Consider the following 11,507-nt stretch of genomic DNA (forward strand, 5'->3'; position numbering starts at 1 on the left):
GCCGTCCGGCGCCTTTCTTCTATCCGGCCGCCTTGCGTTCGAGGCGGGTCAGAACCCCACCGCTTTCCACCCGGTTACGGCCTTCGCGCTTGGCGACGTAGAGGGCCTGGTCGGCAAGTTCCAACAGGCGCATGAGATCTTCCTTGCCCACCGGAGAAACCCGTTCGGGATCGTATTCCGCCACCCCGATGGAAAGGGTGAGGGAAATCGCATTCTGATTGTGGTCGACGATCTCCAGTTTCTCGATGCGCTGGCGGATGCGCTCGGCCACCTCGGCGCCCCGTTCGAGATTCGCGCCTGACAGCAGGGCGACGAACTCTTCCCCGCCATAGCGGGCCAGAACGTCGTTGCTGCGCAGCTGGGTGCGGATCTGCTGGGCCACCTCCGCCAGCACCAGATCGCCGGTCTGGTGGCCGTAGGTGTCGTTGATCTTCTTGAAATGGTCGATGTCGAGGAACAGGCAGGTCAGCGGTTCGCGGGTACGCTGGGCGCGATCGATTTCCTCGCTCAGGCGTTGTTCGAAGAAGCGGCGGTTGTTGACGCCGGTGAGGGTGTCGATCAGGCTGGTGCGGCGCAGCAGCTCGAAATTGAGGGTGTTTTCCAGGCACACCGACAGCACCGAGCGCAGCCGGTCGAGGAAATCGGTCGCCATACCGTAGCTGAAACGGTCCGCCTCGTCGCTGCCCAGGTTGAGGCTGCCGAGCAGCTGGCCGCGCCGCGCCAGCGGCAGCAGCGCGATGCTGGCGGGGCATTCGCCGGAAAACAGAGGGCGGTGGCGGGCTTTGCAATCCCCCAGATAAGGACGGAAGGCCCGTCCGAACCACTCCTTGAGCGGGTTTTCCTCCGCCACCAGGATCAGCCCCGGCAGTTTTTCCGGTTGCAGGCCGTCTTCCACCAGGAACTGGCGCAATTCCCCCTTGCGATCGATCAGGGTCAGGCTGACGTGGGCCAGCTCGAACACCGCCCGGGTGTCGGCCAGGACGTGCTCGACCAGTTCGCGTAGGGAGTTGAGGGCGAGCAGCTGGGTTTCCAGGGCGTAAAAGCGGTGGAGCTTGTCGTCGTTCTGGCGGATGCGTTCGATCATCCGGTCGAGATGGCTCTGCAGGATGCAGAGTTCGGTCTGCAGGGCTTCGATCTCCGTCACCGGGTCCACCTGGGCCATCAGGAATACCTTTTCAGCAAGTCGAGAAACGCGTTTTCGTCGAGGATTTCCACCCCCAGCCGGCGGGCCTTGTCCAGCTTGGAGCCGGGATTTTCCCCCATCACCAGATAATCGGTCTTCTTCGATACGGAATTGCTCACCTTGGCGCCAAGGGCCTCGACCCGGCGTTTGGCTTCCTCACGGGTCATGGCGGCGAGGGTGCCGGTGAAGACGAAGGTTTTCCCCGCCAAAGGTTTGGGTTTTTCCGCCGGTGCCCCTTCTTCCCAATGGACGCCGGCGCGGCGCAAGCGTTCGATGACTTCACGGTTGTGGGGCTGACGGAAGAAGGTGACGATGTGGTGGGCAACGACCGGGCCGATGCCGGGAATCTGTGCCAGCTCCTCTTCGCCGGCGTTCATGATCCGTTCCAGGAGTCCGAAATGCTCGGCAAGCAGCTGGGCGGTCACTTCCCCCACTTCGCGGATCCCCAAGGCATAGAGAAAGCGGGGCAGGGTGGTGTGCTTGCTGCGTTCGATGGCTTCCAGCAGGTTCTGCGCCGATTTCGGCCCCATCCGTTCCAGCTGGATCAGTTGCTCGAAGGTCAGGTCGTAAAGGTCGGCGACGTCCCTGACCAGCCCCTTGTCCACCAGCTGATCGATGAGTTTCTCCCCCAGCCCCTCGATGTCCATCGCTTCGCGGGAGGCGAAGTGCTTGATCGAGGCCTTGAGCTGGGCGGGGCAGTAAAGCCCGCCGCTGCAGCGCAGGATGACGCCGCCAGGATCGGCGACCACCTCGGCACCGCATACCGGGCAGTGGGTGGGGGGACGCACCGGTTTGGCATCCGGCGGCCGTTTCTCCAGGATGACCTTGACCACTTCCGGAATCACCTCGCCGGCGCGGCGCACCAGGACCGTGTCGCCGACGCGAACGTCCTTGCGTTTGACCTCCTCGAAATTGTGCAGCGAGGCGCTCGATACCGTCACCCCGCCCACCTGTACGGGTTTGAGCTTGGCGACCGGGGTCAGCACCCCGGTGCGTCCCACCTGGACCTCGATGGCCTCCACTACCGTGGTGGCCTCATGGGCGGGGAACTTGTGGGCGATGGCCCAACGTGGGGCGCGGGCGGTGTAGCCGAGCAGGCGCTGCCAGTCGAAACGGTCCACCTTGTAGACCACGCCGTCGGCCTCGTAGGGGAGCGACTCGCGCCTGGCAAGCAGGCGGCGGTAGTAGTCGAGACAGCCCGTCACCGCTTCGACCACCTCGCGTTCGGGCGCGACCGGCACGCCCCAGTCCTGGAAGCGGTCCAGCAGTTCGTGATGGGTCTTAGGCAACCGATCTTCGGGAAAGAGGCCGTAGCCGTAGGCGAAAAAGTCCAGGGGGCGGCGGGCGGTGATCCTGGGATTGAGCTGGCGCAGGCTGCCGGCAGCGGCATTGCGGGGATTGGCGAAGACCTTTTCCCCGTGCTTCAGGGCCCATTCGTTGAGCTTCTTGAAGCCCTCTATGGGCATGAACACCTCGCCGCGGACCTCGAAGCGCTCCGGCCAGCCACTGCCGCGCAGGCGCAGCGGGACGGAGCGGATGGTGCGGACGTTGGCGGTCACATCCTCGCCGGTGTAGCCGTCGCCGCGGGTGGCGGCCCGGGTCAGGCTACCGTGCTCGTAGAGGATGGACACGGCCAGGCCGTCGAGCTTGGGCTCGCAGGAATAGAGGACCTGTTCCACCCCCAGACGCTCGCGCACCCGGCGGTCGAAGTCGATGACGTCCTCGTCGCTGAAAGCGTTGTCCAGCGACAGCATCGGCACTTCGTGGCGCACCGGGGCGAAGGCTTCCGAGGGCGGGGCGCCGATGCGCTGGGTGGGGGAGTCGGGGGTGATCAGCTCGGGATACTGTTCCTCCAGACGCCGGAGCTGCGCCATCAGGGCGTCGTATTCGGCGTCGGAGATGACCGGTTCGTCGAGGACGTAATAACGGTAGTTGTGGTATTCGATTTCGCGGCGCAGCTGTTCGACCCGCCTGCGGATCTCCTCCGGAACGGCCACTCAGGCTTCCCCCTTGAGCTGGCGGCGCCACTGGGCCAGACGTACGGCGGTGAGCGGCTGGCGGCGATCGTCCCATTCGCTGCCGCCGAGGCGCTGGGCGAGGGCATGGCAGGTTTTCACCATGATCTCGAAGCTTTCCAGGGGGCGCTTGAGCAGGGGAGGCTGCATGAACAGGGTCACGCCGGGAGTGTGGAATTCCTCCATCCGCTCGATGGGGAAGGTGCCGGGTTTGACCAGGCTGGCGAGGCTGAACAGGGTTTCGCCACCGCGGCGGTAGTGGAAGATTTCCATCTCGCCGTATTCGAGGCCGAGATCGGTCAGCGCCTGCAGCAGTTCCGGACCTCGAAACGGCTGATTTTTGGGGGCGGCGATGCTGAGCTGAATCACTTCCGGCAGCTTGGCTGGCGGCGTTTCGTCCGTCGGTTCCGCGGCGGTTTCCGCCTTGGCCTGCTCGGCGTCGGCCACGTCCACGTCGGGGGTGAGATTTTCCTCCGCCGGATTGAGGGAGACGGCGTCGATCTCGTCCAGTTCGAAATCGTTCTCAGGCAAAGCCCGGTCCAGGGTTTCGAAGGTATCCTTCAGCTGGCGGCGGCGTTTCTTCCAGTAGTCCCACAGGAAGACGCCCACCAGCAGCAGCACGCCGGCGACGGCGAGCACGATGCGCAAGGTGGTCTTGTCCAGCGATTCCATCTCCACTCCCCTCTAGGCCGCCATTTCGGCCGCGCGTTTAAGATCCACGGAGACGATGCGCGACACCCCGGGCTCGCGCATGGTGACGCCGATGAGCTGGTCGGCGATCTCCATGGTGATTTTGTTATGGGTGATGAATAGGAATTGTACCCGCTCCGCCATGGATTGCAGAAGCTGACAGAAGCGGCCGACGTTGGCGTCGTCCAGCGGAGCGTCCACCTCGTCGAGAATGCAGAAGGGGGCGGGGTTGAGCTCGAAGAAGGAAAACACCAGGGCGACGGCGGTCAGGGCCTTCTCGCCGCCGGAAAGAAGATGGATGGAGCTGTTGCGCTTGCCAGGCGGTCGGGCGACGATACGCACCCCGGCTTCGAGAGGATCGTCTCCGGTCAGCTCCAGCCGCGCCTCTCCGCCGCCGAACAGGGCGGGAAAACGCTGGCGGAAATGACCGTCCACGGCGGTGAAGGTCTCCCGGAAGCGGGTCCGGGTTTCGCGGTCGATGGTGCGGATCGCCTTCTCCAGCAGGGCCAGGGCGGCTTCCAGATCCCGATACTGGCTGTCGATGAAGTCCAGCCGTTCCCGCAGGATTTTGTGTTCCTCGATGGCGGCCAGGTTGACGTCCCCGAGGCGGGCCTGATCCCGTTCCAGGTGCTTGAGGCGCTGCTGCCACACGGCCGGATCGGCTTCGGGCGGCAGGGTTTCGAGCAGGGGCGCCAGTTCGACATCCGCTTCGGCCACCTGCGCGCGGGCGGCGTCGAAGCGCACCCGCGCCGCCTCGGCCGCCAGGCGGGCCTGCTCCACCTGCTGACGGGCTTGGTCGCGGGCCTGTTCCTGCCGGCGGCGCCGGCCTTCCAGGGTCCGCAAGGTTTCCACGGCCTGTTCCAGTTCCCGCCGGCAGGCGGCCAGCGCCGCTTCCAGTTCCGGGCGGCGGGCGCGCAACGCTTCCAGCTGCTCGCGGGCGCGGGCGAGGGGCTCGGCCTCCGCGTCCTGGCGCGCCTCGGCCTCTGCCAGGCGGTGGGACAGTTCGCGGCATTGCAGCTCGCCGCGCTGCAGTTGCCCGGCCAGCAGGTCGGCGGTGCGCTTTGCGTGTTCCAGCGCGGTTTCCAGCCGGGTGACCTGTTCGCGGCTGTGGCGGGCCTTGGCGGCGGCGGTTTCGTGTTGCTGGCGGCAGCGGTCGAGCCGGGCCTCGTGGCCTTGGATCTGATCGGTCAGTTCGCCGCTCTGCTGCCGCAGGGCGGCGATCCGGCGGTCCAGGGAGGCCAGTTTGGCGTCGGTCCGGGCGCTTTCCTGTTCGATTTCCCGGGATTCACGCGCCAGTTGTTCCAGACGCCGGCCGGTTTCCCGGTGCCGGCGGCAGGCGGCCTGATGTTCGGCCTGCAGCCGGGCCAGGGCGGCGTGTTGGTCGCGTTCCCGGGCCTGCAGGGTTTCCTGCCGCAGGGTGTGGGTTTGCAGGGTCTCCTGCAGCCGGGCCAGTTCGGCCTGAACGCTTCGGTGTTGACGCTGCAGCCGGTCGAGGCGGTCGCGCAGCTCGCGCAGGGTCTTCTGCCGCGTCAGCACCCCGGCCTCCTCGTCGGCGGGGCGGGGGAGGTGGCAGTGATCGGGACCGACCTGTTCACCGGCCGGGGTGATCCAGCATTCGTGGGGGGCGAGGCGGTCGCGTCGGGCCAGGGCGGTGGCGAGGTCTTGGCAGCAGCGGAAGCGGTTCAGGAAAGCGGGCGCCGGACCCTTGAGGATTTTGGCCGCCAGGGTGTCTGGATGCGGAGTGGTGGCGGTCGCGGTGGCCAGCAGGGAAAGACTGGCCGGTGGTGTCTCCGGCGGCTGCGGCAGGCTTTCATGGCACAGGGCCTCGAGCCAGTGGCCGAGCGCGGCTTCCAGCGCCCGTTCCCAGCCTGGTTCCGCTTCCAGGGTTTCCCCCAGCCGGGGCAATTTCTGCCAGCCCTGGCGGGTCAGCCAGTCCTGCAGCGCTTTTTGGTCCTTGCCCAGGGCGTGGTGCTGCAGGGTTTCCAGGGCGCTGATGCGGCCCTGAAGGCGGTGGATTTCGCTTTCCAGCTGGGCCAGTTCCCGGCGCTGCTGTTCCCGCTGCCGCTCGAGGGACTGGGTTTCGGCCGCCAGCTGCGCCAGTTGCTGGCGGCACTGGCGGTGGGTGCTTTGGGCTTGGTCGAGGCGCTGCTGCCAGGCGGCGGCATCGAAGCGGCCCTGGGCTCGTTCCAGTTCTTCACGCTGGGCGCCGAGCCGCGCCAGGCGCTGTTGCAACTGGGCCTGCTGGTGCTGCAGGTGCTTGGTTTCGGATTCCGCCAGCTGCAATTCGTGCTGGTGCTGGCGTTGCCGGTCACGCAACTGAGCGAAGCGGCGGCGGGCTTCCTGCCATTCGGCTTCGGTCCGACGCTGACGCTCGCTATCGGCGTGGGCCTGCTGGCGGGCTGCTGCCAGTTCGGTTTCCAACTGGTGGCGCTGGCGTGTCAGTTCTTCCTGTTGCTGACGATCCTGCGCCAGGGCGGTACGGGTGCGCTCCAGTTCCCGGCGCCATTCGGCCAGGGTCTGGCGGCGCTGGGCCTGGTTTTCCTCCAGATGCCTGACCGTCTGCTCGCTGCGGCCGATGTCGGCGTCCAGCTGATACCGTTTGGCCTGCCAGTGCTGCAATTGCTTTTCCAGCTGATCGACCCGCTCCCGGGCGGCGCCGGCCTCGGTTTCGGCCTGCCGCCAGGCGGCCTCGTGCTGCTTCAGTTCGCGCTCCCTTTCGGCCAGCCGAGCCTGGGCGCGGCGGTATTCGTCGTCGGCTGCGCGCCACTGCAGGGCCAGCAGCTGGTGCTGGCAGATGCGGATCTGGCGCGCCAGGTCGCGGAACTTCTCCGCCTTTTTGGCCTGACGGGCGAGGCGGTTGACCTGGGTCTGCAGTTCGGCGCGGACGTCGGCGACCCGTTCCAGATTGGCGCGGGTGTGTTCCATCTTCAATTCGGTCTCGCGGCGCCTTTCCTTGTACTTGGACAGTCCTGCGGCCTCCTCGATGAACAGGCGCAGGTCGTCGGGCTTGGACTCGATGAAGCGCGACACCATGCCCTGTTCGATGATGGCGTAGCTGCGCAGTCCCAGGCCGGTGCCCAGGAACAGGTCCATGATGTCGCGGCGGCGGCAGCGGCTGCCGTTGAGAAAATACTGGGACTGGCCCTCGCGGGACACCTGGCGTTTGACCGAGATCTGGGCGTAGTTGGCGAACTCACCCCCGGCGCGGCCGTCATTGTTGTCGAAGATCAGCTCCACCGTCGCCAGCGAGGCCGGCGCCCGCCCGGCGGCGCCGTTGAAGATCACGTCGCTCATGGCGCTGCCCCTGAGATGTTTGGCCGAGCTTTCGCCGATGACAAAACGCACCGCGTCGATGAGGTTGGATTTGCCGCAGCCGTTGGGTCCGACGATGCCGATCAGCCGCCCCGGCAGGACGAGGGTGGTGGGATCGACGAAGGATTTGAAGCCGGCCAGTTTGATCTTTTCCAGGCGCATGGAATGGTGCCGCCCGCAGGGCGTCTAAGCGAAGAATCGCGTATTATATCGACCTTTTCCCATTCCTTTCAGAAAACGCCATGACCGCCAAACCGAGCAAGCAGCTGGAAACCTTCCCCAACCCCAACCCGCAGCGCGACTACACCATCCGCATCGAGTCGCCGGAATTCACCTGCCTGTGCCCCAAGACCTGCCAGCCGGATTTCGCCACCATTCTGATCGAGTACGTTCCCGACCAGCTCTGCATCGAGCTCAAGTCCTACAAGCTGTATCTGTGGTCCTACCGCGACGAGGGCGCCTTCCACGAGGCTGTCACCAACCGGATTCTCGACGACCTGGTGGCCGCCTGCCGGCCGCGCTGGATGCGGATCGAAGCCAGGTTCAACGTCCGCGGCGGCATCTACACCACGGTGACGGCGGAATACCGCAAGGACTGAATCTCAGGCGCCGGTGGAGCCTTCGGGCCGTTTTCGGAGACAGAAGCGGCAGTCTCCATCACCGCGGACCATGCAGCTCCGCTGGGCCACCGTCCCTTCCAGGAGGCCGTCCAGCAGCCCCAGGTCCAAGGCGCAGACTTCTCGGTGGGCCTTGGCCAGATCATGATAGATGCAGTTTTTAGCGCTGATTTCCGGCAGTCTCTCCTTCCCTTCCACGACCTGGGCCTGATAGCCGAAGTCGCGCATGATGCGGACCACCTCACGGATTTTCTCCGTCCCTTCCTTGTCCCGCAGCCGCTCCCGTAGCGGGACGGCAGCTTCGCGGCCCAGCTGATAGAGCAGTTTTTCCACCGCCTCGCTGCCCATACGTTCCAGCAGTTGCTGCAACAGCAGTTCCGAGAACCAGGCGTAGTGCTTGGGGAACAAGTGGACACCTCGGTCGCTGAGCACGTAGATCTGACTGGGGCGGCCCCCGGTTTTGACCAGGGCGTGGCGAGCCACATAACCGTCCCGCTCCAGGGTGGTCAGGTGCTGGTGGACGGCCGGTTTGGACACCCCCAGGGCCCGTGCCAGTTCGTCCATGGTCATGCCAGACTTGTTCTCCAGCAACAGGTTCAGCAACTGCTGTTGCCGTTCGCCAAGGCTGTTGATCACGTCTTCCTCCTGAATCGTGGGAATCATCAGTTTACTCGTTTTGGACGAACCGACTAATTTTAGTTTTTAAATAAAAATATTGACAAAGTTTATTTGCGGCGATTTACTAGACGGTGCAAGTCTCATACTCACTCGAGGAGAAGGTTATGCGCTTACACAGTCTGTTGTTGCTGTTGCTTTGCGGTATCGCCCTGCCGCTGCAGGCGGCTGTCCACCGTATCACCCTGCGTGCGGTGTCCCTGCCCTCCGGACAGCTGGCCTACCAGATGGTGCGCCACCAGGTGGAGGATCGGGGCAGAACCGAGGACGTCACCGGCCGCTACGCCGCCGGGCCCACCATTCCCGGTCCGACCATCATCCTGACCGAAGGGGATACGGCCTACGTGACCCTGGAGCACGGCATCCGGGGTTCGGATCTGCCGGTAAGCCTGCACGTCCACGGGGTGCATTATCCCTTCGACAGCGACGGGACCACCAAGGTACTCAATCAGGTGGCCGACCACGTCGCCCGTCCGGGGAAACCCTACACCTACAAGTGGATCGCGGCACCGGGCACGGCCGGTACCTGGATGTACCACGACCACGCCTTCGGTGACCCCAAGGTGGGGGCCGAAGACAAGGGTCTGTTTGGCACCCTGATCGTCAATCCCGCCAGCGGCAAAGTCGATGCTTTGATCGACGGCAGGATCCAGAAGGTGAACCTCAGGGACATCAAGCGGGAATTCGTCCTGTGGATGCACGAAACCACCTTCTGGGGTCAGGAAATCAACCATATCGTCAACCGCCAGATCCCTCTGTGGACCAATCCCACCGTCGGCGCCCGTGAAGGGGATCTGGTGCGTTTCCACGTTATCGGCATCGGCACCGCCTTCCACACCTTCCATCTGCACGGCCACCGCTGGATCGAACCGGGCACCACCCACGTGGTGGACACCGTCAACATCGGTCCCATCAGCCGGACCAGCTTCGTGGTCAAGGCCGGCGAGGGCGTGGGGCCCGGTGACTGGCACTATCACTGCCACGTCATCCAGCACATGCAGAGCGGCATGATGGGCAAATTCCGGGTGATTCCGAGCAACCGTTGAGGAGGAAATCGGTATGAAATTGAAAGCATTGAGCAGTGCTCTGATTCTGACCACCAGCCTGGGCGTGACGAATCCCGCCGGGGCGGTGAAACTGAAGACCCAGGCGTTACCGACCCAGGAAGAAAGCGAGGAAAGCGCCATCATCAGTGTCGCCGGAGTGATGCCTTCCGCCATCCTGGAGATGACCGACGAACCCGGTACCTGGTTCAAAGATCCGGTGGACGGGGATGCCCTGGTGGTGGTCAAACCCGGCGATGCGGTGCTGATCAAGATGACCGACGTCAACGCCGAGCACACCATCACCAGTCTGATCTGGCAGCCGGGGGCCAGGGAATTTCCGGTGGATCAGGACAAGCCGTCCTCGGCCAGCGTCACGGTGAAGTTCGACAAGCCCGGCCTGTACGTGTTCACCTGTAAGGTCCATCCCTACATGTTCGGTGCGGTGATCGTCGACGATCCCGCCACCCCGGGTCTGGACCTGGGCAAGGAAATCCAGCTGATCACCGGCGCCCGAGTGCCCACCACCAGCGACATCGCCAAGAAGCTGCTGCGCACCTTCTTCGTGGTGACGACCCCCGCCCTGTGGCGCGACTACAGCAAGCCCACCTGGGAGGTGAAGCTGCCGGACATTCCCCTCAATCTGGGCGGCACCCAGATCTCCCTCAGCGCCCTGAGCATCTCGGTGCCCAACAAGGTGTTTAAGCCCAAAGTGCCGGGGGTTGGCGAGGTCTGGGTCAACACCCAGTTCGAGAAGATCGCCGGCAAGACCAAACCCGGCTCTGCCACCCAGATCGACGTTGCCACCTGGACCATCAAAAAGAAGGTCAAGGGCATCGAGACCAACATGAACCACCCCCACAACATGTGGACGGACCGAACCTATCGCTACATCTACCAGACCGAATGGTTCGACAAGCGCCTGACCACCTTCGACCGCGAAACGGGTGACACTTACAGCGTGGTCAACGTAGGCCAGGATCCTTCCCACGTCATCACCCGGCCCGGCAGCGACGTCCTTTACGTGGCCATCAACGGCGAGGACCGGGTCACCAAGCTGTCGCCGGGACGCAACCATAACCTGCTGGGGTCGATCAACGTGGGTGAGCATTCCGGTCCCCACGGCCACTGGATCACGGACGACGGCAAGCTCATGGTCACCCCCAATGCCCTGGCGGCAAGCGTCTCGGTTGTGGACCTGGACACGGAAAAGGTCACAGAAATTCCCACCGGTGGGGTGATCCCCATCGCTGTCGGCATCCGGCCCCAGGGGGATTACGCCTACGTGGCCAACCTGCTGGGAACGCCGCCCAAGCTGGCCACCATGTCGGTGATCGACCTCAAAACCAAAAAGAAGGTCCAGGACATCGACTTGGCGGCCGATTACGACCCGATCTCCGGAAAGACCGAGGGACCGGCCTACGGGCTGCTGCCGATTCAGACTCCGGTCAGCCCCGACGGCAAATACGTGGTCACCGCCAACACCCTGAGCGCTTCCATCTCCATCATCGACACCGCCACCAACAAGGTGATCAAACAGCTGCCCTGCGATCCCGGCGCCCACGGGGTCGAATTCGGCTTCAAGAAGGGGGGCGGCTACTACGCCTACGTGGCCAGCAAGTTCTCCAACGTGCTGACGGTGGTGGACATGGACACCCTGGAAATCGTCGGCCGCATCCTGCTGGCCGATCCTTCCGATCCCGAAGTCACCGGGCTCAACGGTTTCGGTGGCCAGGGGGTGCTGCCGCTGCCGCTGGTGTTCCACGGCTGGCTCAAGGATACTCTGAAGCTTACCGGCACCGGCCAGCTCGACCCGGAAGTCGAGGGGTGGCTCAAGCAGCTGACCCCGGAGCAGAAGGGGATCTGACCTGCCTCGGTTTGCCTGTGACCGTACCGCCGCCTTCGGGCGGCGGTGTGCTTTCCGGCCGCCACCCTTGATGCAGGATGGCGGTGGGACGATAATCGCCGTAAA

Annotated in this window: 8 protein-coding genes; 3 read left to right on the forward strand and 5 right to left on the reverse strand. The window is 64.6% G+C overall.

The features are described from left to right. Nucleotides 1-19: 19 nt before the first annotated feature. Genes MIN45_RS04160 through smc form a run of 4 tightly spaced genes read right to left on the reverse strand, consistent with a single transcriptional unit; the run spans nucleotide 20 to nucleotide 7,362 of the window. Nucleotides 20-1,162, reverse strand: coding sequence for a GGDEF domain-containing protein (locus MIN45_RS04160; RefSeq protein WP_286293543.1), 1,143 nt, complete (start codon nucleotides 1,160-1,162; stop codon nucleotides 20-22). Then, a complete protein-coding gene (ligA, locus tag MIN45_RS04165; RefSeq protein WP_286293544.1) occupies nucleotides 1,162-3,180 on the reverse strand; it encodes an NAD-dependent DNA ligase LigA in 2,019 nt (672 codons plus the stop codon). The genes MIN45_RS04160 and ligA overlap by 1 nt, the downstream gene beginning before the upstream one ends. Then, the gene (gene zipA, locus MIN45_RS04170) at nucleotides 3,181-3,870 is read right to left on the reverse strand and encodes a cell division protein ZipA (RefSeq protein WP_286293545.1); all 690 of its coding nucleotides are present in this window, start codon (nucleotides 3,868-3,870) and stop codon (nucleotides 3,181-3,183) included. 12 nt (nucleotides 3,871-3,882) lie between these two features. Next, entirely contained in the window at nucleotides 3,883-7,362 is a 3,480-nt protein-coding gene (smc, locus tag MIN45_RS04175) for a chromosome segregation protein SMC (protein ID WP_286293546.1), read from the reverse strand. An 80-nt stretch (nucleotides 7,363-7,442) separates the two neighbouring features. Between smc and queF the strand changes: the two genes are divergently transcribed. After that, nucleotides 7,443-7,799, forward strand: a complete 357-nt coding sequence (queF, locus tag MIN45_RS04180) for a preQ(1) synthase (protein WP_286293547.1) — start codon at nucleotides 7,443-7,445, stop codon at nucleotides 7,797-7,799. Nucleotides 7,800-7,802: 3 nt separating this feature from the next. Here queF and MIN45_RS04185 read toward each other — a convergent pair whose 3' ends face one another. After that, complete coding sequence (locus MIN45_RS04185) at nucleotides 7,803-8,480, reverse strand: helix-turn-helix transcriptional regulator (protein ID WP_337250357.1); 678 nt, start codon at nucleotides 8,478-8,480, stop codon at nucleotides 7,803-7,805. A 119-nt stretch (nucleotides 8,481-8,599) separates the two neighbouring features. Between MIN45_RS04185 and MIN45_RS04190 the strand changes: the two genes are divergently transcribed. Beyond that, complete coding sequence (locus MIN45_RS04190) at nucleotides 8,600-9,538, forward strand: multicopper oxidase domain-containing protein (protein WP_286293548.1); 939 nt, start codon at nucleotides 8,600-8,602, stop codon at nucleotides 9,536-9,538. Nucleotides 9,539-9,551: 13 nt separating this feature from the next. After that, entirely contained in the window at nucleotides 9,552-11,402 is a 1,851-nt protein-coding gene (locus tag MIN45_RS04195; RefSeq protein WP_286293549.1) for a hypothetical protein, read from the forward strand. The last annotated feature ends 105 nt before the right edge of the window (nucleotides 11,403-11,507 follow it).

This window comes from Methylomarinovum tepidoasis (assembly GCF_030294985.1).
Lineage (GTDB): Bacteria > Pseudomonadota > Gammaproteobacteria > Methylococcales > Methylothermaceae > Methylohalobius > Methylohalobius tepidoasis.

Excerpts from the sequence above, each read along its gene's own strand:
- MIN45_RS04160 (WP_286293543.1), bottom strand. The coding sequence starts at position 1,162 with ATGGCCCAGGTGGACCCGGTGACGGAGATCGAAGCCCTGCAGACCGAA.
- zipA (WP_286293545.1), bottom strand. The coding sequence starts at position 3,870 with ATGGAATCGCTGGACAAGACCACCTTGCGCATCGTGCTCGCCGTCGCC.
- smc (WP_286293546.1), bottom strand. The coding sequence starts at position 7,362 with ATGCGCCTGGAAAAGATCAAACTGGCCGGCTTCAAATCCTTCGTCGAT.
- queF (WP_286293547.1), top strand. The coding sequence starts at position 7,443 with ATGACCGCCAAACCGAGCAAGCAGCTGGAAACCTTCCCCAACCCCAAC.
- MIN45_RS04185 (WP_337250357.1), bottom strand. The coding sequence starts at position 8,480 with ATGATTCCCACGATTCAGGAGGAAGACGTGATCAACAGCCTTGGCGAA.
- MIN45_RS04190 (WP_286293548.1), top strand. The coding sequence starts at position 8,600 with ATGCGCTTACACAGTCTGTTGTTGCTGTTGCTTTGCGGTATCGCCCTG.
- MIN45_RS04195 (WP_286293549.1), top strand. The coding sequence starts at position 9,552 with ATGAAATTGAAAGCATTGAGCAGTGCTCTGATTCTGACCACCAGCCTG.